The organism is Leptolyngbya sp. GGD (assembly GCF_026735145.1).
Classification (GTDB): Bacteria; Cyanobacteriota; Cyanobacteriia; order Leptolyngbyales; family Leptolyngbyaceae; genus Leptolyngbya; species Leptolyngbya boryana.
Genome location: NZ_JAPQKE010000002.1, coordinates 495,561 through 518,671 on the forward strand (window position 1 = coordinate 495,561; position 23,111 = coordinate 518,671).

Consider the following 23,111-nt stretch of genomic DNA (forward strand, 5'->3'; position numbering starts at 1 on the left):
CCAACCTCTTCTAATCATGCAGTAATGCGATCGAGCAATACTTCAAGATATCTTTGACGAATACAGCTTCTCCATTATGTTCGATATCGGCGATCGCATCTCGCCAACTTGTTCCCGGAAGTGCGATCGCAGTATCTTCCCAAATTTCCGCGATCGGGAGTTGTTCGACTTGAATCAAGCGACTGAAGAATCGAGGAGCAATGGTGACGATCGTTTTTTCTGAATCTTTTCTGGCAAATGCAATAATGTGATTTTTGAATTTGCCAGTTACCTCAAGGGGAAGGTAATCGCCGTTGAGAAAAGTCGAAGCATACTGATTCCGAAGTTTGAGAACTTGGGTAATGAGAAACTGCTTGATTTGTCCAGTTTGACGGGTTGCGAGTAGTTTCTGAATCAGAGACAAACGATCGGTCGAGGCTTGAATCTCATCGAGAAAAGATGCGCGTAGCTCAAAGTCAACCGGGCGACGATTGTCTGGATCGACTAAACTTAAATCCCACAGTTCAGATCCTTGATAAATATCGGGAATCCCTGGTGAAGTCAGCTTAATCAAGGTTTGAGACAGTGAATTAAACAGTCCGTAGTGCGCGATTTTTTGTTGGAAGGATAGAAACTCTGTGAGAAAGCGATCGCTGTTCAAAATAGCTTTGACAAAGTTCGAGCAAGCCTCTTCGTAAGGTTGATTCGGTCGCAGCCAAGCAGTATGGACTTTTGCTTCTCGAATTGATTTGATCGCACATTGTTCAATGCGATCGACAAATCCAGGCATCTCGCTTTCCTGAAATGGATATGCTCCTAAAATCGTTTGATAGAAAGCATATTCGTCATTTGCAGAAGGCATGTTACCTCTTTTGCCACGTACCTTATGTTCTGCATTTAGATCGCGCCATTTCTGTAGTTGAGCTTGCCACTCATCCGGAATTTCGGATAGCACATTGAGGCGGGCGCGAATGTCTTCACCTCGCTTCGTATCGTGGGTCGAACTTGCATTCATTGCAGTATGCCAATGCTGTTGGCGATACTGATTGAACTGATGAAATTCTGCTGCACTAATGCCAAAGCGACCCGGATCGCCCCCGACTTCATTGAGTGAAATTAAGCGATTGAAGACATAGAATGCTGTATCTTCAACACCCTTTGCCATCAGGGGGCCTGTGTACTGTTGTACACGCATAGCAAAGTAAAGCCATTTGTCTTTGTCGGTTTGAATCAGTGAGTCGTCATAGTCAAGTAGTAGTACTTTTTCAAGGAAATCTAGCTCTTTTTGAGAGAAGGGTGCGTTTTCTCTGGCAGTCTCGATCGCAGTTTGAATATAAGTGCGATCAGAGTCGGATACGCCTGCCTCGGTTGTATAAGTTCGATAGATTGAAAACTGAGTGAGAACTTCGGCGATCGCTCGTTTTAAGCCGTTAATTGTGAAATCATTTCCATAGCGATCTTTGAGCGAAATATCTTTCAAAAGTGCTGCTAAATTATCAAGATCTCCAGCTAGATTCTTATCGAGAATTAAATGTTTCTTCTCAAGCGCGACTTGCTCAAAATCAAGCGATCGCTCTTGAATAGCCTGATAAATTCTGTCAAATTTTTCCTCGTTCTCAATATTGCAGAAAACGCTATTGAGATAGTTCAAATAGTCATAGCCTGAAGTACCTTGAATATTCCAATTCTTCGGGATATCTTCTCCAGGCTGTAAGATTTTTTCTGCGACAATATAAGTTTCTGGATTCTTTTCTTTCAGGCGATCTAAATACTCTTTGGGATTATATAATCCGTCAATATGATCAATTCTTAGCCCTGTAAATTTGCCCTGTTCTACCATCTGGCTGAGGAAATTATGCGTCTCGTTAAAGACTTTTAGCTCTTCAACTTTGACAGAAATCAATTCGTTGACTGTGAAGAATCTCCGGTAGTTAATCTCTTCTGCGCCAACTTTCCAATAAGACAAGCGAAAGAACTGTTCAGAAAGTAGTTTGTCTAAGAGATCCACGCTTCGAGGATTTCCAGCTTCTCCGTTAAAGAATCGAATATTGTCATCGATAAAAGCTTTGACTTCTGAATTGCTTTCATACAACTCCCAAAGCATTCCTTTGACAAATTCGGATTGGTCTTGTCGCTGCTTGCCGCCTGATTCAGATGGCAAACTTCTCAATACAAACAGAACAGCTAGAAGTTTGACAAAATCGGGATGTCTTCGACCTAGAGATTTTGCGAGTTTCCCTAAGTTGCTTGCTATAAAAGTTGAATAGGATTCAAGCTTGAGCGGAATTTTTAAGCTGTAGTAATTTACAGTTAAACCGTTTTGATCGTATTGAATTTGAATATCGCCATTTTCTAGACAAGACCCATAAAAATCTCCAAGCAAAGGCGCTAAGATTGGCTCTTGGCTACTTCCAAACGGCGAATTCCAAGCCAAATCAAAATACTGTACGTAATCTGAATCTGAGCCATTCTCTAAAACATCCATTAAATAGAGATTGTTAGCGTCATAGGACATATGATTGGGCACGATATCTTGCAGCCACCCGAGTTGATGAGACTGAAGCTTTGAAACTAACTGATCAAAGGCTGCTTGTCCTCCTAGCTCAGGATTAATCTGGGTTGGATCAACGACATCGTATCCGTGAGTGCTACCAGATTTTGCTTTGAAGATCGGTGAGGCGTATAGCTCAGTAATGCCGAGTTTTGCTAGGTATCCAACAATTTTCTCAGCCGATTTGAATGGAAACTCTGAGCTAAATTGAATTCGATAAGTTGAGTTTGGAATTCGCATATTATCCTCTAGTACCGCTCATACACGACAAAGCTTTGCGATCGCACAGTTCCGCTTTCTCCCTCTTGCCCCTTCTCTGGTGCAAGCGAACCTGCTCCCATCCACTCTTGATCTGCTGAATTGAGCAAAGTTCGCCATTGTCCTACTGGAAACTCAAACACTTGGTCGCTCTGATTGAAGTTAAAAACGCAAATCACATCTTGCCGCTCTAGCCAAACCAGTTTTTTATCCTCCTCAGCACAAGCCGAAACCGAAGCGCGATCGCGCTTCACAAGTGCAGGATGCGATCGCCGCAGTTTCAACAATCTTTGATAGAACGTCCAAAGAACTTTGTGTTTGCCTTGCTGATGTAGCTCCCACTGCAACTTACAAACTTGAAATGTTTCGGGAGCTTCTGGATCAGGCGGTTCACCCTCAAGATGAAATGCCGCAAATTCAGCCTTTCTACCACGTCGAACCGCTTGAATTAGCTCAGGATCAGAATGGCTGACAAAGTAAGTAAACGGAACTTCCTCACCATACTCCTCACCCATAAACAGCAGTGGAATATAAGGCGAAAGTAACACAGCCCCCGCAGCTAATTTCAAACCTTCAAACGAAATCAACTGAGACAATCGCTCTCCGTGCATTTGATTCCCAATTTGATCATGGTTCTGAATGCAGACCACAAATTGTGTCATCGGACAATCCAGCGCAGGCGCACCATGAAACCGAAATCGATGAGGTGCATACTTCCAATCGTATACAAACGTGTTGCGATAAGCTTTTGCTAAGTCCTCGCAAGTTCCAAAATCTTGATAGTAACCAATGTCAGTTCCCGTTAGTAATGCATGTAATGCATGGTGAAAATCATCGCTCCACTGAGCATCTAAGCCATACCCGTTTGCACTCTTCGATCGAATTAACTTCACATCATTCAAATCGCTCTCAGCGATCAGGTATAGCTTGCGGTTTTGTTGTTGTGAAAGTTCTTCAACTCGATCAGCTAATTCTGCTAAAAAGTGCCGCGCACCCATATCATAGATAGCTTGGACTGCATCAAGCCTCAAAGCATCAATATGAAACTCTCTCAGCCAATACAGTGCATTCTCTAAGAAGTAACTCCGCACACAATGGCTGTAAGTATTATCAAAGTTGATTGCGCTTCCCCAAGGTGTTTTGTAAGTCTCCGTAAAGTAGTCACCAAACTGATTAATGTAAGCTCCTTCAGGACCAAAGTGGTTATAAACAACATCGAGGACAACGGAAATCCCATGCTGGTGACAGGCATTGACTAGCTTTTTTAAGCTGTTCGCATCACCATACGAATTCTGAATAGCATAAGGATAAGTGCCGTCATAGCCCCAGTTGCGATCGCCCGGAAATTGAGAGATCGGCATAATCTCGATCGCGCTCACTCCCAATTCTTTCAAAGTCTGCAATCGTGGAATGATCGCCTCAAAGGTTCCTTCTGGTGTAAAAGCGCCGACATGTAACTCGTAAATAACAAAATCTTCGAGCTTGATTCCCTGCCATTGCGAATCCTGCCACTCAAAACGGTGATCGACAACTGCCGATGCTCCATGCACGCCAGAGGGTTGAAATTGCGAAGCCGGGTCAGGAAAGGTTCCACTCTGAAGTCGATAGCGATATTCAGCACCCGGCTTGATTCCCGAAACGATCGTGCTCCAATATCCATCATCTTGTCGCTGCATTTCAACAGATCGATCGGATAACTCCAAAGTTACTGTTTTCGATCGAGGACACCAAACTGTGAATTCACAGCGATCGTCGCCCAAGTACCAAGCGCCTACTTTCATATTTCAAAAAAATATTAAACCCGCTTTGCCAACAGTACTCGATTCGCTCTGAGCGCCAATCTATCTCAAGTCAGAGTGCGAGGAAGAGATTGTCGCAAGCAGACTGTAAACGTTGTACAACCTGGAACGCTATCAAATGAAATAGTTCCAGAGTGTTTTTCGATCAATTGCTGCACGATCGATAACCCTAAGCCATTTCCTTCTCCGATGGGTCTTGTGGTAAAGAATGGCGAGAAGATACGATCGTGAATTTCTAGGGGAATGCCCGCTCCCGTATCGGTTACGGCAACTTGAATCCCATTCGAGATAGAAGTGACTCTGATCGTTAATGTGCCTTGATAATTCATCGCTTGAATGCCATTGTGGATCAGATTCATCCAGACCTGATTCAATTCATCCGCATAAGCTTGGATTAAAGTAACTTCTTCATAGTATCGGACAACTTCTACGCCTCGCTTGAGTTGATTGCGGTAGAGCGTTAATGCAGTTTCGATGCTATCAATGACGTTAACAAGAATAGGCTGGCTATCTGCGTTCTGTCGCGCATAGGTTTTCAGCGCGCGAACAGCAGTTGCAGCTTGATTTGATGCGATCGCAAGTGTCTGTAAGCTGCGCTTCGCGATCATAAGTTGATAAGCAGCATTCAGAATCGCATCGCGATCGCGCTCTTGCAAAAGAACAATGAACAATTCAATGCGATCGTACACTCCAATATCGATTAACGTATCTGCAATGATATCTGCTGGTTTAATTTGATAGCTCTTAAGTTGTTGGCTCAGGGCACGTTTTAGCTGACGCTTCTCGCGACTGGATAAGCGAGCAAATGTTGGAGCCGTTTCAGCAGCGTGGTCAAGCAAACTAAAAAAGTCTTGCTGACGTTGTACTGAAAGCTGCTGTAAAAATGTGGGCAATGCTTCTAACTCAGTTTGCATAAAGCCCGAAAGTGTCTCAATTGAAGATTGGATCGCACTCAATGGCGTGTTCATTTCATGTGCAACTCCAGCCACTAATTGTCCCAAAGCAGCAAGCTTTTCAGATTCAATCAGCTTTGCTTGTGTTGATCGCAATTCATCTAAGGTTTGTTTAAGTTCGTCATGGCTTTGTTGGAGTTGTTGCTCAGCACGCTTGCGATCAGTAACATTTCTCGATATCCAAATCACGGTCTGATGATCAATCGGAGAAATGCTCGCATCAGACCAAACTACTTCACCCTCGATCTCTAGCGTGTATTCAATATCGACAGTTTTCTGAGTATCGAGCGCCTGATGAATGTGCTGGAGAAAGTGATCGGCAATGTCCTGGGGAAAGACTTCATGAAGCGTTCGTCCAATCCGTGATTCGATTGGTTTATAGAAAATCTGCTGTGCGCGTTTTGCTGGAACTTTGAGATGTCGTCCATCGCGATCGAAGATAAAAATTAGCTGATCCATTGCTGCAAAGACGGCTCGTAATTCTGCATTAATTTTCTGGCGTTCTTCGACTTCTTGTTCCAGTTGGTGCGTCCGCGCTCGAACTTTCTCTTCCAAAGTGTGCGCATACTCTTCAAGTTGGGATTGCGATCGTTGAATCTCTTGGCTCATCAAATTAAACGATCGCGCAAGTCCGACGAACTCTCGAGCACCTCGGATTTTAACAATTTGATCAAACTCTCCTTTGGCAATGTTCTGGCTTGCTTCGCTTAACTGCTGCACTGGACGAGAAAGCCATCGTGCGGTGAGAATGCTCGTCACGATCGCAGTGGCTAACGCAGCTAGGCAAAGCCAGAGCATCATCCGCTGATTCGCTTCCACTTGCCCCAAAAAACTCGATTGCGGAACCATGATCACAATCAACCAATCCAAACCGTACTGATCCGCAAAAGGAGCGAGATAAACGTAATGCAGATCATGGTCGAATTGCAGCGTTAGAAGCTGCGGAGCGTGACTCTTAATCTGCTGCCCATAGCGCTGGCGTAGCATTTCGGCAGTCCTGCGGATCAGAGGATCTTGTACTGTGATCGAATCGATTCGTCGGCGTTCTGAGTCGAAAAGTAGCTCGTTTGAAGACGTAGCAATCAGCTTGCTGTTCCGCTCCATAATCAGAATTCGGCTCTGTGAATTCGGTTGAATGCTGCTCAAAAATTCATGAATGCCAGCTAGCGAAAAATCGGCTCCTAGCGCGCCTCGAAATTGCTGAGCCTCATAGACGGGACGTACAAAACTAATGCCGAGCATGGGTGGGGTATCATCAAAGGCATAGATCTCTGTCCAGCCTGTTTTACCGCTCTGCGCGAGTTGATACCAGGGACGAATTCGCGGATCATAGAGCCGCTTTAGCACAACTTTTTGCGGATTGCCTTGGGCATCGAGTTCAAAGGATTTTAACCGTTGTTGGCGATCGCTATAGCCATATCGAAATTGACGATCGCCATATCGTCGAAGTTCGCTGTACTCGCCTTGGGCTGACCCAAAATAGAGGTAGGCGAGGTTTTGGAACAGGTTACTTTGCTGAAAGAGATAACGATTCCAAGTGGAGAGACGATCGAGCTTCAGAGTTCCATTCTGAATGGCATTCGCATTGAGTTGAGTCGCAAGCGGTGGCGCTGCTGTATAAGTTGTGAGATAGTCAGCAATGCGATCGCTTCTTTCCTGAACGACCTGCTTTGCGAGTTCCTGGACAGAGGCTTGGCTGTTGCGAAACGAGAAATAGCTAATTAACCCTACAACACTCAGAATGTGAGCAATCAACGCAAGAATTAAGACATTCTGGAGTGAAGGATGAGGACGGTTCATGATGTGGGTAGAGTGAACCAGAATTTTGCACCTTGGTCAACTGCACTGATGACTCCAATTTCGCCGCCATGTGCCTGAATGATTTGCCGACAGAGGTAAAGCCCTAACCCAATCCCAAGCGATCGCCGATTGCGACTCCCCTGCTGATAGCGTTCAAACATTAGGTCACAGTCTTGCTGGGGAATGCCAACGCCATTGTCTTCAATCATACATTTGAGTATATGATTTTCAACAGTCGTAGAGATGCTTAAGGAAATCCCTGGTGCATTGTGTTTCAAAGAATTCGTAATGAGATTCTCGAACACTCGCCGCAGTTGAAATTCGTCAGCATAAACCGTGGATTCGGATGAGATTGTATGCGCGATCGTCACTTGATTTTCAGTCAAAATTGGCTCTAAATCCAAAATAATCTCATCTACAAAGGCTGCAAGTTTGATGGCTTGACGATCGAGCCTCATGCCATGTTCGCTAAGCTGTACTGCTAATAGAGAGTCAAGCAACTTGAGTTGACGCTGAGTGCTTTCAACCATGCGATCGAGCATGGATCGGGATAGCTGTACCGGATCATCAAGTTGTTTTTTCAAACGCTGAAAGACTAACATGCTGCCGATCAGAGGCGTTTTGAGATCATGACTGACCGCATGTAGAAACTCATCTTTGAGCGTGTTGAGTTTTTCTAGTTCCTGCATTTTTTGCTGAAGTTCTTCCGTGCGCTCTTGAATTTGTTGCTCTAAATAAGAATTGATCGCACGTAATTTTTCAGTCTGTGTTTCTAATTTTCGATCTTGCAAATAAGATTGAACTGCTTCGACGATCGTTAAGCTAATATCTTCCGGTGTCCAGGGTTTCGAGATGTAGCGATAGAGTCTAGCACTCCGCAAAGCCTGACTGACTGCGTCTAGATCAGCCTGCCCGCTAATCATCACATTGAGAGTTCGAGGCGAGCGATCGTGGATTTGTTTGAGCAGTTGATCGCCGTTCAGCCCTGGCATAATGTAATCTGCAAGTACTAAAGCGACTTCGTATTCTTTGCTGTTTTGCAGTTCATCAAATAGTTCTAATGCTTCTTCTCCACCTTCTGCCGTCTCGATTAAGCAGTTCTCGCCGAGCACCCGTTTTAATTCAATTTTGAGAGTTTCTAGTACTAATGGTTCGTCATCTACACAGATAATTACAGGTTTGCTCATGGGGGTCTGCCTCAATCGATGTCATGGCTCAATCTGAAATTTTGGGCGACTTGAAATTTTGGGCGACTTGCAGAATTTGATTATAACGGACTGCACGGTCTGACTAAAGTTCAGCACAATGACGATCGATAATTGTTTCAGGGAAAATTCGGGCAGCGAGTTGCGACTGCGCTGCACTTGTCAGGCTTAAATTTTGCTCAAATCGGGGAGTTTGAGTGTTAAGCGTCGTTTAGTGCGATCGCGCGCGATGAGATTTCACGGCAATTCCCTGATTTTTCGATAGAGTTCTGGCTAGGGCGCTATTTCTGTCTCTGCGAAGCTTCTACAATAGAGAGTTGTAGCTTTCATCATTTTTGTCCCTAACCTTGATTCAAACTGAGACTCTAGAACTTTTAGAATGGTCACGCCTCTGTCAGCAGTTGGCAACGTTTGCCTCGACCAAGCTAGGCGCGATCGTTCTGCGTGCGCTGAAAATTCCAACCACTCAATCTGAAACCGAACATCTGCTTGCCCAAACCAAAGAAATTTATGATTTAGAAACTCAACTCACGACTGGGCTAAGTTTTGAAGGGATTGAAGACATTGGAGATTCACTGGAACGGGCATCTTTGCAGGGGATCTTGTCTGGGGTCGAACTCTTGACGATCGCAACGACCCTTTCGGGTGCGAGAACGCTCAGACGCACGATCGACAATCAGGATGGCTACCCAATTCTGAACGAATTAGTGGCAGAGTTGCGGACTTATCCTGAAATTGAGCAGGAAATTTATCGCTGTCTCAATGACGATGGTAAAGTCAGCGAACGCGCGAGTCCAAAATTGGCAGGCATTCGATCGCAGCAAAAACAAGTTCGCGATCGCGTTTACGAAATGCTGCAACGTACTATGCAGCGCCAATCGACTGCGGTGCAAGAACAAGTGATTACTCAGCGCGACGGGCGATTTGTCATTCCCGTCAAAGCGACTCACAAAGAGGCAATTCCTGGCATTGTGCATGACGTCTCGATGAGTGGCGCAACCTTTTACATTGAGCCGCATCCGACGGTGCAACTCAATAATCAACTGCGTCAATTACTGCGCCAAGAACAAGCCGAAGAAGAAGCGGTTCGGAGAGTTCTGACCGAGCAAGTTGCGATCGCAAAAGATGACTTAGAACGATTACTCGCCATTTGTACAACATTGGATTTGGCAACGGCACGAGCGCGCTATAGCTTCTGGCTCAAAGCAAATCCACCGCGTTTTACAGAAAATACGATCGTGCTTCGGCAGCTCTGTCATCCGCTCCTGGTTTGGCAAAATCAGCACGAACAAGGTCGCGATGTCATTCCTGTCGATCTCGTGATTCAACCTCAGATTCGAGTCGTCGCGATTACAGGCCCCAATACAGGCGGTAAAACGGTCACCCTCAAAACGCTAGGTTTAGCAGTGCTGATGGCAAAAGTTGGGCTATTTGTTCCCGCGCGTGAACCCGTCGAACTGCCTTGGTTTGAGCAAGTTTTAGCAGATATTGGAGATGAACAATCTTTAGAGCAAAGTCTTTCGACTTTCTCTGGGCATATTCGCCGCATTAGTCGAATTTTAGAGGCATTGAAGGAGCGATCGCATTCTTTAGTGCTGCTCGATGAAGTCGGAGCCGGAACTGATCCGACAGAAGGCAGTGCCCTCGCGATCGCGCTGCTCAAATATCTTGCAGATCATGCGCAGCTTTCAATTGCAACCACGCACTTTGGCGAACTCAAGGCGTTGAAATATCAAGACGATCGCTTTGAAAATGCTTCAGTCGAATTTGACGACGTTTCGCTGTCTCCTACCTATCGATTGCTCTGGGGAATTCCGGGTCGATCCAATGCGTTAGCGATCGCGCGGCGGCTCGGCTTGAACTCGGAAGTGATTGAAAACGCACAAACTCAAGTCGGTGGCGCGACTGAAGATGTCAACCAAGTGATTGCAGGACTCGAAGCGCAACGTCGGGCGCAAGAAGCGAAAGCGAAAGAAGCCGCAGACCTGCTTCAGCAAGCAGAACGCTTTTATACAGAAGTATCGGCAAAAGCAGAAAATCTGCGCGATCGCGAACGTGGCTTGCAGCAAGCGCAAGAACGAGCCGTACAAGATGCGATCGCGCAAGCCAAAACCGAAATCGCGAAAGTGATTCGCAAACTTCAGCAAGGCAATGCCACGGCTCAAGATGCCCAACAAGCAACCGATGCCCTGAATCGCCTCTCGGATAAGCATCTACCTTCGCGCCAGCAACCCGCGAAACCCAAACCCGGCTATCGTCCGCAAGTGGGAGATCGCATTCGCATTCCTCGCTTAGGTCAAACTGCAGAAGTGCTGGAACTTGCAGGAGATGAGGAGCTAATTGTGCGCTTCGGCATCATGAAAATGACCGTTCCCGTGACGGATATTGAGTCTCTCACAGGCGAAAAAGTGACGAAGCCTCAACCTGAACCCAAGCCAAAGTCTGCTCCTTCTCCTCAACCTGCGGTTTCCATGCCTGCAGTTCGTACCGATCGCAATACGTTTGACATCCGAGGCAGCCGGGTCGCAGATGCGGAAATTGTGCTTGATAAAGCAATTTCAGAAGCTCGAACGCCGATTTGGATTATTCACGGACATGGCACAGGCAAGCTCCGTCAAGGGGTTCACGACTTTCTGAAACAGCATCCGCGAGTCCAAAGATTTGAGCTTGCCGATCGTGCAGATGGTGGAACTGGAGTGACGATCGCTTACCCTGTGTAAGTGGATTCCACAGTCAACTTCACTCAGACGAAACGGTAACATCGCCCAGGTTTAGCTTTCTTAGGATCTAACTGATTTGCGTAAAGATACTGAGCAATAGCTTGGTTTTGCCGATAAATCCTGCTAAAACTGGGCAGTTCCGCATAAAAAAGCCGTGTAAACACAGATGCAGAATTTAAAATTTCGTTAAAGTTAAGTGAAAGCGCTTACAGTATTCTTTCTGGAATGCTAATGTCAGAAAACGAGCATCATCAGGAATTACCTCACTGTTTTTGCAAACTGGTTTTGTAAACAGGTGATAGAAGATTAACCGAGCGCCACCTATCTAGTCGCGTCTCACCATTTGAAGTCAGCACTACTACCCTTTCGTTTCAGAGTCTTACCCAATCTGAAGCTCATTGATTGTGCGATCTAACCTTCAGGGGCATCCGAACAACGTTTTTCGTTGCTTCGTAAAATGCACGATCGCAGTTTTTAGCAGAAATTCACCCTGGCTCAGACTAAGAGCATGGATGGTGGAACCACTCAGGATGGCTAAAACTGAGTGAGCTTCCGGCTGTCTAGCTTTAGCTTGTCTAAACTTCGGGCGATGCGATCGCGGCGTTTCACAAAGCGACTTTTACTATCGTTTTCATGCACGAAACGAAATGCAGAACCTTTTAAATTCCTCAAGTGTGTTCGATCTCAATTCATCTCCTGTCGGCAGTCGTCCCTGGTTTGACTCGGCGAGTTCCCTCTCTCAATCAAGTGCTTCTCGCATCGTCTTCATCGATTCCGCGATCGCGCAAGCACATACGCTTGCCTCTAGCGTTATAGATGGCACAAAAATTGTCCTGCTCGACTCGCACAAAGACGGCATTGATCAAATTAGCCAAGTGCTTGCTAGCTATCAAAATGTCGAAAGTGTCTATATCGCCTCACATGGCAGTATCAACAGCCTCAGCCTTGGCAATGCGACCCTTGATCTTGCAACCATCACGACCTATCAAGATCGCCTTGCAACTTGGGCAACTTCACTGGCTCCGAATGCAGACATCTTGCTCTATGGCTGTAACGTTGCTCTCGGAGACCCTGCTCTAATTCAGCAACTGAGTCAGATCACAGGAGCTGATGTCGCTGCTTCTACAGATGCGACTGGAAATCTAGCTAGCGGGGGCAACTGGATACTGGAAGCTCAGACTGGAGCGATCGAATCACCGTTGCTGTTTGATCTCGATCGCCTAGCTGGCTACACTAGCTTGCTTGAAACCGGGAATGGGCTATTCGGACAGTACTTCGATAACATCGATTTTACAAATCTGCGGCTGACTCGTACCGATGCTACGGTTAATTTCAATTGGGGATCTGGTTCTCCTGATCCCTTGATCGGAGCGGATACCTTCTCCATCCGATGGACTGGACAGATTCTCGCACCCGTCACTGGAACTTATACCTTCTTTACGACCACCGATGATGGGAATCGTCTCTTCATCAACGGGCAGCAAGTGATCAATAACTACCGAGATCAAGCCGCAACCGAACGCAGTGGAACGATCAATCTCGTGGCAGGGCAGCGCTATAACATCGCGATGGACTACTACGAAAATGGTGGACTTGCCTCTGCCCGACTACAGTGGTCAGCACCTGGTATTACAAAACAGGTTGTCCCTCAATCACAACTGTTTAGCACCGCTCTACCTCCGGTTCAACCAGGTACAGGGAATGGACTACAAGGTGAATACTTCGATAACATCGATTTTACGAACTTAAGAGTTACCCGCACAGATGCTACGGTTAACTTTAACTGGGGAACGGGGTCTCCTGCTCCGTCGATCGCAGCCGACACCTTCTCAGTCCGATGGACAGGGCAAGTGCAGCCGCTTTATAGCGATACCTACACGTTTTTTACGACCACGGATGATGGTGTTCGCCTCTTCGTCAATAATCAATTAGTCATTGATAGTTTCATCGACCAAGCCGCAATTGAGCGCACAGGCACGATCGCACTGCAAGCGGGACTGCGATACGATATTCGCATGGAGTACTATGAGCGCAGTGGAAGGGCTTCTGCGCTGCTCGGCTGGTTGAGTCCCAATCAAGTGCGCCAAATTATCCCGCAGGCTCAGCTTTACAGCGGTCGAGTGACTGTCAATCCAGGGACGATCGTGATTGGAACGAATGCGGTGACAGTGAATGAAAGTGCAGGTACAGCAGCAATTCGCGTCGATCGCATCAATGGGAGTGACGGGGTTGCTACCGTTCGATACACGACTGCCAACGGGTCAGGAGCCAACGCTGCGATCGCGGGACAAGATTACACCTTAACTGAAGGAATCTTGACCTTTGCCGCAGGTGAAACCAGCAAAACTGTTACAATTCCCATTCTGAACGATGCGACGACTGAAGCAACCGAAGAATTTGGGTTTGGCTTGGGTGAAACAACGGGTGCAGCACTCGGAACAAATCGCACTGCTTTGATCCAAATTATTGATGATGATGCAGTTGATTCAAGCTATGCCTTTTCTAGTGAAAACTTTAATGTCAACGAGAATGCTGGAGCGGTCACCATTACTGTGCAGCGAAGTGGTAACACGACCGTAGCAGGTAGCGTGAACTATGCGACCAGTAATGGAACTGCAACGGCAGGTGCAGACTATACGACGAGCATTGGCACACTCAATTTTGCAGCAGGTCAGACCAACCAGACGTTTACCGTCCCGATCACAGATGATATGGAAGGAGAACGGAATGAAACGTTTAATATCATTTTGAGTAATCCCTCTGCTGGAATCTTGGGAACTCAGCAAACGGCAACGGTGACGATCGCAGATAATGATCCGGGTAGTTTCGCTCGTGAAGCAGTGATCACTGGATTGTCTCAACCGACCGCGTTTGATTGGACACCGGGTGGTGAGTACCTGTTCATTGCTCAGAAGAATGGGGTAGTGCGAGTCGCTCGCAATGGTGTATTGCAACAAACTCCAGCCGTTGACATTTCTGCGATCGTCAATAGTCCGCGCGATCGTGGATTACTGGGTCTTGCAGTGCATCCCCAATTCTTTAGCGGTAGTCCCTATGTCTACCTGCTTTATTCTTATGATCCACCTGAAACGGCTTCACAGACTGATCCAGAAGCAGTTCGAGATGGAGTTGGCAACCGAGCTTCTCGCTTGGGTCGATTTACTGCCACGATTACCAATGGCATTGTCTCGATCAATCCAGCCAGTGAAGTGGTGATTCTGGGTAAAAATAGCACTTGGCAGAATATCAGTCGCCCTGATGAGAATAGTACGAACAACTTCAACATTCCTGAGTCGGGTCGCAATTCTGATGGAACCTTTGTTCAGGACTTTTTGAACCTCGATAGTGAATCTCATGCGATCGGCACAGTCAAGTTTGGTACGGATGGGTTTTTGTATGTCAGTAATGGGGATGGTGCGTCTTACAATGCGGTTGATCCAAGAGCGGTCAGAACACTCAATATCGATAGTCTGTCCGGCAAGATTCTCCGCATTGATCCCATCACTGGCAATGCGCCTGCTTCCAATCCGTTCTACGATGGCAATCCCCAAAGTAATCGATCGAAGGTCTGGCAATTGGGCTTGAGAAATCCCTTCCGATTTACGATCAATCGCCAGAACGGACAGCCCTATATTGGGGATGTAGGCTGGACGAAGTGGGAAGAAGTCAATACGGGCGGTCCCGGCGCAAATTTTGGCTGGGTTGCTTATGAAGGAGGCAATGGTACGAGTAATAGAACCGGAGGCTATCAGGATCTCCCAAGTGTCCAAGCCTTCTACGCTGGCCCTCAAACTGGATTAACGGCTCCGATTTACGCTTATCAACACTTTGGTAGCGGTGGCAATGCGATCGCAGTTGGAGATTTCTACACTGGAAATACTTTCCCATCGATCTATGACAACAACTTATTCATCACAGACTTGAGTAAAGGAACCGTCGATGCTCTAGTCTTTGATGCGAATGGTGCGGTGGTTGGACAGCGCCGATTTGCCAGTGGGGTGTTTGGCTTGGCGCAGATTACAACAGGTTCAGATGGCAACTTGTATTATGCAAGTCTTGGATCGGGCGAGATAGGACGGTGGCGACCGATCGGTTAACGCTTGATCTGTCCAAAAAAAAGGGCTGAAGTAATTTTCAGCCCTTTTTCTCTGCAAAGGTAACTAAATTTTTGGTGTCATTGTTCGAGCATCAATGGCGATCAAGGCATCGATACCTTAGCTTCCAACGATTTGAGGAATTCCGTATTCACACCGGATTCACGGCTGAGAGCAATCTTGCCAGTTCGGGCGATTTCTCGTAACCCAAATTTCTGTAAAACCTGAACGATCGCCACCATTTTCCCTGGATCACCCACGACTTCCAGCGTCAAAGAATCTTCAGCCACATCGACCACCCGCGCCCGGAAAATCTGCGCTAATTCGACAATCTCCGATCGCGTCGAACTGCCTGCATTGACTTTGAGCAACATCAATTCGCGTTCAACACAAGGCACTTCTGTAATGTCTTGCACTTTAATGACATTAATCAGCTTATAAAGCTGTTTCGTTAACTGTTCGATAATGCGATCGTCTCCCGGCACGACCATCGTAATCCGAGATACTCCCATCTGTTCGGCAGGACCGACTGCCAGACTTTCAATATTAAAGCCACGACGAGCAAACAGACCTGCAATCCGAGTCAAAACCCCCGCTTCATCTTCTACCAACACCGAGAGCGTGTGCTTCATTTCTGTGTTCCGAATAACATTCAGTCCTTATTATGGTGCAACGTAGACTCCCACTTGTCCACAGCATAGAAAAAGAAATTCTGAAAAAAGTTGAGTTGAGAGAATTTCTTCGCTATGGTGAAAAGCGATCAAATTGCCACTTCAATGTCCTGCAATCCTTCCCTGGAGCGATGAACATTCTAGTGTTGCGATTGTTCAATCCACTGTGAAAGTCAAAAAAATTAGGAGCCGCTGTTATGGGTTGGTTACAAAGAATGTTTGGGCTAGAGAAGCCCGCAAATCCTGAGCAGGCAGTCATGGGTCAGCCTGCCCCTGATGCTGCAGCTTCTGCTCCTCCAGACGCAGGAGTGTCGGCAGGCGATACGATTCCGCCGGAGCGGGTCGGCTTAAATGGCGAATATGACCAGAGCGGTTTGGCGAAGCGCGTCGCGTTAGCTTTCGACCAAGATAGCCAGCTTGATGATGTGAATACGCTTTGGGTAGCGCAGTTGGGAACAACTGTAGTGCTGAAAGGCAGTGTTCCAAGTCAAGATATCTTGAACAAGATGATCGAAGTTGCGAATGGGGTCAATGGCGCAAGCGCTGTTGATACGAATCAAGTTCAAGTCGGTTAAATTTGGAGAGAAGTCGGAGCTTTTTGAAGACTCCGACTTCTGCATTTCAACTAACTTGCCCAGTCTTTTGCCCAGTTCAGAGTTTGGTGAACTTGCTCAAGTGAGGCTGCTTCACAATACAGTCTCAAGACTGGCTCAGTTCCACTAAAGCGAATCAGCAGCCAGCTTTGATCTTCCAGTCGGAACTTATAGCCATCATCGGTTTGACAACTGACGACTGCTTTTCCAGCGATCGCTTGTGGGGGCTGCGTTTGCAACTGCTCTAACAATTTAGCCCGAACCTCCATACTGGCAAGCGGCAGATCAATGCGATCGTATTCTGCGAAAAATCCCGTTTTCTCTTGCAATTGACGATAAAGCTCGCCGAGATCCGTTCCGGTTTGGACAACCGTTTCCAGCACATACAGTGCCGAGAGTAAAGCATCGCGTTCCGGAATGTGATGACCATAGCCAATGCCACCGGATTCTTCACCGCCGAGCAAGACTTGGGTTTCTAACATGCGATCGGCGATGTATTTATACCCGATCGGAGTCTCATAGACTGGCAGATCGTAGAGTTTTGCAACGAGTGGCATCAAATCAGAACCGCTGACCGTTTTGACAAATTCGCCTGTGAAGCCTTTCTGAATCAGATGCCCCAGCAGGATCGGAATGAGAATTTGAGAACTGAGGAAGTTGCCTTTTGCGTCAACGGCTCCGACGCGATCTGCATCGCCATCAAACACCAAGCCAACGGCTAAACTGTTGCCGTCAAACTCGCGAATTGTTTTCAAAATCTTGGGCAGATATTTCGGCAGAGGTTCAGGGGCGCCCCCTTCAAATAACGGATCGCGATCGCTGTTAATTTCTTGAATCTCAACGCCTAATAGTCGTGCGAGTCCAGTTGCCGCTGCGCCATGCATGACATCGGCAAACACAGTCACTTTGCCTTGCTCGATCGCAGTTTTAATCGCATCTGTGTCCACCAGCGATCGCAGTCCTTCACAGTAGCTTTCCCAAGGGTCGAAAGTACTGAAACTTCCAGGTTGAGCACTGGGCAGGGGTTCGCCTTTGGCTAACAAGGCTTCGATTCGCTTGGTCACTTCTGGTGGTACTGATCCCCCATGCGCGCTTTTCACTTTTAGACCGGAATAGTTTCCGGGATTGTGGCTGGCAGTAATGACGATCGCACCTAAAGCATTCAATTTTTTTGCTGCCCAGCTAAAGGCTGGAGTCGGAGCAAAGCTTTCCGAGAACAGAATGTCAAATCCTGCTTTGCGAATGGATTCTGCGGCACTGCGAGCAAATTCTTCGGACAGAAAACGGCGATCATATCCCACAATTACGGTATTGCTGCCTGTCTCTGCACCATACACTTCTGAGAGAACTTGAGCCGCAATCGGAGCGACGCTCATGACGCGATCGAATGTAAAATCGGCAGCAATCACGCCGCGCCAGCCATCTGTACCAAACTGAATCGGGTTAATCGTTGTAATTGTCATTGGCGCGTGTGCCATGATTGCACTTCTCCTCAACTCACAGAACAAATAAGGGCTTGGGACAAGACCAGTTTAACGGGGATAGTCTAGACTCAAGCGAGTTTTTCGATCGTTCCCCTGTTTCTTTACAGACGATCACGGAGATTACAGGATGGTTTTGGTTATTAATGTGACAGGTTGAAGGTGGGGAGTGGAGAGTAGGGAGTGGAAAGTCGATTGTGCCCGACAATGCAGAGAAAGCTTTAGCATGTTTTACATCTCTCTACCCCCTACTCCCCACTCCCCACCTCATCCATGCACTCTTCCCTCGTTTGGCTAATGGCGATCGCATCTGGCGCAACGGTTGCCAATCTCTATTACAATCAGCCCCTTTTAGCGATGATTGCGGTTCAGTTTAACGAATCGGCTGAGGCAGTTGGCGCGATTCCGATGTGGACGCAGATTGGCTATGCCATGGGCATTTTATTAATCGTGCCCTTGGGCGATCGTCTGGAGCGACGGCGGTTAATTGTGACCATGACAGGAATCACTGCGATCGCGCTTCTAGTTGCGGCGGTTTCGCCGAATTTAATCGGATTGAATTTGGCAAGTTTCGCGATCGGAGCGAGTGCAGTTTCGGCGCAAATCCTGGTGCCATTTGCTGCACAGTTATGTGAACCTGCACAACGCGGCAAAGTGATTGGCATGGTGATGAGTGGGTTATTTGTCGGAATTTTGATGGCGCGGATGGTGAGTGGCATTGTTGGAGCGAAATATGGATGGCAAGTGATGTATGAATCTGCATCCGGGATGATGGTGTTACTTGCGATCGTGCTTGCGAAAAGCTTGCCGCGCTCTCGATCAACCTTGGCATTAAGCTATCCGAACTTACTCCGATCCATGCTCGATTTGCTCATTCATCAGCCGATTTTGCAGAGTTCGGCTTGGATTGGGGCGATGTCATTTGCGGCATTTAGCGCATTTTGGAGTACGTTAGTTTTTTTACTGAGAGAGCCACCGTATCAGTTTGGCAGCGATGTTGCAGGATTGTTTGGATTAGCTGGCATTTCTGGAGCTTTAGCCGCACCAGTCGTAGGAAGAATCGCCGATCGTCGCAGTTCAAGTTTTACGTTGACCTTGGGAATTTCCATAACCATTGCTTCATTCTTAGTATTTTGGAGTTTGCAGGCTCAGTTACTCGGATTAATGCTTGGTGTCGTGTTAATTGAGTTGGGAGTCCAGACGACGCAAATCTCCAATCAAACGACGATTTATCAGCTTCCTGTAGAATTTCATAGCCGCTTGAACGCCATCTATATCATGCTGTACTTTGTCGGCGGTGCGATCGGGTCAAAACTAGGCACATCTGCCTGGAATGATTGGCAGTGGAATGGGGTCTGTGCAGTCGGTTTGGGGTTGATGCTAGTCGCATGTGCAGGTGCATTTTGGCGCAAGCGATGCATCAAAGCGTAAGTCGCCATCATCCAAACTCATCCGATAGGGGGTATCGCCCTGTTTTGCCTGGGAACACTGAGTGATACATTGTTCTTCGGTTCATCTACGTGCGATCGCACACCCGGTTAGACTATGACGAGATCTTTTGCAGCAATGGTTGGGCTAATCTGCTTATTCTTAGGTTCGTGTGGTTTCTTAGTAACGGCTTCTGATTGTTCTGGTTCGATTCGAGCAGGCGTAACTAGCATTATGATGTCCGCTCTAGCTTGGGGCTATTTGAAGCAAGCCAATGAAAAACCTGTTGGATTTTGGCTGAATTTGTACCGCACTGGCGTGGTGATTGCCAGTGCGATCGTGCTTTTTGCGATTGGGCGGATCATTGGTGCGCTGCAAGGAGTTGGCTGCGCAGTGGGCTAAGCCAAACTCTTGACGGCAGCCCTTAAGTTGCCTTGATGTTCTTTTAGTACGCGATCGCTGTCTGTTTTTGAGAGTCCTGTCCAATGCATCATCAGGGCTGTTTTTACAGAGCGATCGCTTTTTTCTAGTAATTCTGCTGCTTGGTCGCGATCGAGTTCGGTTAAATCGCTCAAGATTCTTAAAGCGCGATCGTGCAATTTCGTGTTTGTCACAGCGACATCAATCATGCGATTTCCGTAGACTTTGCCGAGTCGAACCATCGTTCCAGTGGAAAGAATATTCAGAGCTAGCTTCGTGACTGTTCCAGATTTCAATCGAGTTGAACCTGCGAGTACTTCCGCTCCAACGAGCAAGCGAATATCGACATCGACATCAATTTGCACCTGTTCTTTTGGCACACAGGCAATAAAAATTGTGGTTGCTCCGCGCTTTCGACCTTCTGCAATGGCTCCATGGACATAAGGCGTTGTTCCACCTGCTGCAATTCCGACCACGACATCCAGTGCGCTGACAGTGCGATCGGCGATTGCCGCTGCGCCTTGATCTGCTAAATCTTCTAGTCCTTCTGAACTTCGCACAAGTGCATCGGCTCCTCCTGCAATGATGCCTTGTACCATTTCTGGCGGGGTACAAAAGGTGGGGGGACATTCTGCTGCATCGAGAACACCTAAGCGTCCACTGGTTCCAGCCCCGACATAAAAGAGCCGTCCACCTTGGCGCAGCTTCTCAGCCGTAAGATCGATCGCTTTTGCAAGTTCTTCGCGGGCTTGAGCGATCGCATGAATCGTTTTTGCATCTTCTTGATTAAAGACATCGACAATCTCGATCGAAGAAAGCTGATCTAAATTGGCACTGGCTGGATTGACTTGCTCAGTGAGTAAGTGTCCTCGTTGTTGAAGCTGCATAGAAGTTCCGAGAAAAACGCAACCCGTATTTTACCGTTGTGCGGTAGGTGTTTGCGATGCAGATCCAGAACGCCAGCGTTTACTAATCAATCTAGAACGAAAGAATTATCAGGATTTTCATGCTGAGAGAGTGAAGTGAGTGATATCTCTTGAGCGACTCAATCCCCTATGCGTTTATCCCGGCTTCGACGATCGCGAGTCTATCTTTCTCTTGCTTGCATTCCCATCAATCTCTTGATCTGGCAAAGTTGGGAAACCGTAGATATTGCACTCTGGCAAACTTGGCGCGTGCCAACGCAGGATGAACGCCTTCGGTGGTTTTTGATCACTCAGGCTTCTCCCCTGCTGTTTGTGTTTCTGGGACTCGCGGGAATTGGTTTTGCTGCCTGGGGTGCAATGACTGAACGAGTTTTTCAAAATCGCTGGTGGCTTTCACTGCTCGCAGGACTGAGCAATAGTGCAATTTTTTTAGTTGGTTTAGCGATCGTGCTGTTCAAGTACATCATTCACTAACAACGGGGCTGAAAAGCGAATTTTTAAGCTGCCCCCACTCCGAAAATTTGAAGGTTCAGACTCTAAATCATCACAAAGGCTTTTAGCGCTTCGAGGGGCGATACAGTGCAATCACTTCCTCCACACTGGGATTTCCTTTCCCCTGCCCCCGAACTAAGACGATCGGCGCATCCTGCTGCATGACTTCATTCAGGCGCATCATGCCAGCAATATCACTGGGATTAGTGAAACCAATTGACTCAGTGCGTCGATGCGGAATTCCAGCTTCAGCTAATTTTGCGGCAAGGGATCGAGTTCGTTTTCCACGCGCAGTATTACAATCTGGACCAATCACCAAAACCTCATTGAAATCGGCTCCATCCGGCATGACCACAGGCACAAATCCTGACTTTGAGTTTGCAACGTGCTTGCCTGAAGTGGCATGACTCAAAAGATGCGTTGCACCCAACCCCAAAACACCAACCATCAGCATTAGTTTGAGAAACTGCATAGGAATTGCATTGGTGAGAATTTCTTCATTCTCGCCAGGAAATCCAGGGTAATGGTGCGATCGCAATCACATCAAAATCACATCAAATCCGCAATTCTCTGAATTTGCAGCGTATAGTCCATCGTCGATTGCACTCCGCCCGATCGCGTAACTTTCCCTACAATTGGTGCAGCATATTCCGGGATCGCACTTGCCGCGACTGCGATATGACGATCGCTCACTGCTAGTCCATGCGTGGGATCATACCCTCGCCAACCTGCACCCGGTAAATACACCTCAGCCCAAGCATGGAGATGGCGATCAGGATGATCCTCGTCTCCTTCTTGATATCCGCTGACAAATCGTGCGGCTAATCCAATCGATCGACAAACTTCGATAAATAAAACCGTCAAATCTCGACATGATCCCTTCTTCTGCGTCCAAGTCAATCCAGGTGGATAAGGATTGCCAGTCTCGCGAATCACATATTCACAATTGGTATAAATCTGCTGAGTCAATTCATATAGAAATTGAGTGACCTGATTGCTAGAACGTTCGGCGATTTCATACGCCAGTTGCAGCGCGATCGCATCAGTCGCTCCTAAGTAAGGCTGAAGCTGTTTAAACAGCGAAGTTGGATAATCGATCGGCAAACTCATCGCCCAAGGCTCCAGTAAATAATTAAAAGGATTTGCTTGATGCGTCTGAGTTTGCGACACGATTTGAACGGTCAAAGAGCCTGTGAGTTCAGGTGAGAACCAGACTTTGATCAAAGTGTTGCCATCGAGATCGCTTAATTCTGATTGTGCGATTGGGATTGGCATAACTTGCATCGAAAACAATTTGAGTGACTGCCATCCATCCGAACGCGGTCGTAACCGAATCAGATGAGGTTGCAAAATGACGGGATCGCTATAGGTATAAGTCGTCGAATGTGAAATTTGGTAAAGCACAGGCAGCTAGAAATTAAGGGAAAAATTTGCAATTCATTCTGAATCATCTTCCGGATCAGCGGGGTTTGAATGGCAACCAGTAGACATCAAAAATATTATCTTCACGATCACGGGAACTTCACGATCGCGAGAGCCGTCTACATTGCTCGAGCCTAATCCTGCTCTAGCTTAGCGCGATTGAGCGACCCGGAAATTTGTTCAGCGTGATACCGTTTTTTTGTGAAATATCCTTTAAGATCTTAGAGACGATGGCTCCGCAGGTTACGCCTCTAAAGTCTTGCATAACGCTAGTCTGTTCGTCCCTATCTTTATCTACTAACTGAATCTCACTTTGTTT

General features: G+C 47.1%; 15 protein-coding genes. 6 read left to right on the forward strand and 9 right to left on the reverse strand.

Annotated elements, in window-relative coordinates; genetic code table 11:
* Nucleotides 1–10: 10 nt before the first annotated feature.
* From treY to OU814_RS11370, 4 genes are all read right to left on the reverse strand, one after another.
* Nucleotides 11–2,770, reverse strand: a complete 2,760-nt coding sequence (gene treY, locus OU814_RS11355; protein ID WP_268182841.1) for a malto-oligosyltrehalose synthase — start codon at nt 2,768–2,770, stop codon at nt 11–13.
* A gap of 8 nt (nt 2,771–2,778) precedes the next feature.
* Entirely contained in the window at nt 2,779–4,569 is a 1,791-nt protein-coding gene (gene treZ / locus OU814_RS11360) for a malto-oligosyltrehalose trehalohydrolase (RefSeq protein ID WP_268182843.1), read from the reverse strand.
* A 65-nt stretch (nt 4,570–4,634) separates the two neighbouring features.
* Nucleotides 4,635–7,340 (reverse strand): ATP-binding protein, encoded by a 2,706-nt coding sequence (locus OU814_RS11365; protein WP_268182845.1) that lies wholly within the window; start codon nt 7,338–7,340, stop codon nt 4,635–4,637.
* Complete coding sequence (locus tag OU814_RS11370; protein ID WP_268182848.1) at nt 7,337–8,527, reverse strand: hybrid sensor histidine kinase/response regulator; 1,191 nt, start codon at nt 8,525–8,527, stop codon at nt 7,337–7,339. Before OU814_RS11370 ends, OU814_RS11365 begins: the two co-directional genes overlap by 4 nt.
* Before the next feature lie 365 nt (nt 8,528–8,892).
* Here OU814_RS11370 and OU814_RS11375 point away from each other — a divergent pair, with 365 nt between their 5' ends.
* Both OU814_RS11375 and OU814_RS11380 read left to right on the forward strand, forming a co-directional pair.
* Complete coding sequence (locus tag OU814_RS11375; protein ID WP_268182850.1) at nt 8,893–11,265, forward strand: endonuclease MutS2; 2,373 nt, start codon at nt 8,893–8,895, stop codon at nt 11,263–11,265.
* 647 nt (nt 11,266–11,912) lie between these two features.
* The gene (locus OU814_RS11380) at nt 11,913–15,362 is read left to right on the forward strand and encodes a PA14 domain-containing protein (RefSeq protein WP_268182852.1); all 3,450 of its coding nucleotides are present in this window, start codon (nt 11,913–11,915) and stop codon (nt 15,360–15,362) included.
* A 101-nt stretch (nt 15,363–15,463) separates the two neighbouring features.
* Here the strand turns inward: OU814_RS11380 and ilvN are convergent, their stop codons facing one another.
* Nucleotides 15,464–15,991, reverse strand: a complete 528-nt coding sequence (ilvN, locus tag OU814_RS11385; RefSeq protein WP_017286074.1) for an acetolactate synthase small subunit — start codon at nt 15,989–15,991, stop codon at nt 15,464–15,466.
* A 236-nt stretch (nt 15,992–16,227) separates the two neighbouring features.
* On the opposite strand from ilvN, the gene OU814_RS11390 reads away from it, so the two are divergent.
* On the forward strand, nt 16,228–16,605 hold the full coding sequence (locus OU814_RS11390) for a BON domain-containing protein (protein ID WP_026148387.1): 378 nt from the start codon (nt 16,228–16,230) through the stop codon (nt 16,603–16,605).
* A 50-nt stretch (nt 16,606–16,655) separates the two neighbouring features.
* On the opposite strand, the gene OU814_RS11395 is transcribed toward OU814_RS11390, so the two are convergent.
* Nucleotides 16,656–18,101 carry a phosphoglucomutase/phosphomannomutase family protein gene (locus tag OU814_RS11395; protein WP_197693293.1) on the reverse strand — a complete coding sequence of 482 codons (1,446 nt, stop codon included), beginning with the start codon at nt 18,099–18,101 and terminating at the stop codon, nt 16,656–16,658.
* Nucleotides 18,102–18,377: 276 nt separating this feature from the next.
* Between OU814_RS11395 and OU814_RS11400 the strand changes: the two genes are divergently transcribed.
* The gene (locus tag OU814_RS11400; protein ID WP_268182856.1) at nt 18,378–19,535 is read left to right on the forward strand and encodes an MFS transporter; all 1,158 of its coding nucleotides are present in this window, start codon (nt 18,378–18,380) and stop codon (nt 19,533–19,535) included.
* A 114-nt stretch (nt 19,536–19,649) separates the two neighbouring features.
* Nucleotides 19,650–19,934 carry a hypothetical protein gene (locus tag OU814_RS11405; protein ID WP_017286078.1) on the forward strand — a complete coding sequence of 95 codons (285 nt, stop codon included), beginning with the start codon at nt 19,650–19,652 and terminating at the stop codon, nt 19,932–19,934.
* On the opposite strand, the gene murQ is transcribed toward OU814_RS11405, so the two are convergent.
* The gene (murQ, locus tag OU814_RS11410; protein WP_268182858.1) at nt 19,931–20,839 is read right to left on the reverse strand and encodes an N-acetylmuramic acid 6-phosphate etherase; all 909 of its coding nucleotides are present in this window, start codon (nt 20,837–20,839) and stop codon (nt 19,931–19,933) included. The two genes, OU814_RS11405 and murQ, sit on opposite strands and share 4 nt — an antisense overlap.
* Before the next feature lie 168 nt (nt 20,840–21,007).
* On the opposite strand from murQ, the gene OU814_RS11415 reads away from it, so the two are divergent.
* Nucleotides 21,008–21,352 carry a hypothetical protein gene (locus OU814_RS11415; RefSeq protein ID WP_017286080.1) on the forward strand — a complete coding sequence of 115 codons (345 nt, stop codon included), beginning with the start codon at nt 21,008–21,010 and terminating at the stop codon, nt 21,350–21,352.
* A gap of 82 nt (nt 21,353–21,434) precedes the next feature.
* Here the strand turns inward: OU814_RS11415 and OU814_RS11420 are convergent, their stop codons facing one another.
* On the reverse strand, nt 21,435–21,842 hold the full coding sequence (locus OU814_RS11420) for a hypothetical protein (RefSeq protein WP_268182860.1): 408 nt from the start codon (nt 21,840–21,842) through the stop codon (nt 21,435–21,437).
* 77 nt (nt 21,843–21,919) lie between these two features.
* Complete coding sequence (locus OU814_RS11425; protein WP_017286082.1) at nt 21,920–22,774, reverse strand: transglutaminase family protein; 855 nt, start codon at nt 22,772–22,774, stop codon at nt 21,920–21,922.
* Nucleotides 22,775–23,111: the final 337 nt, after the last annotated feature.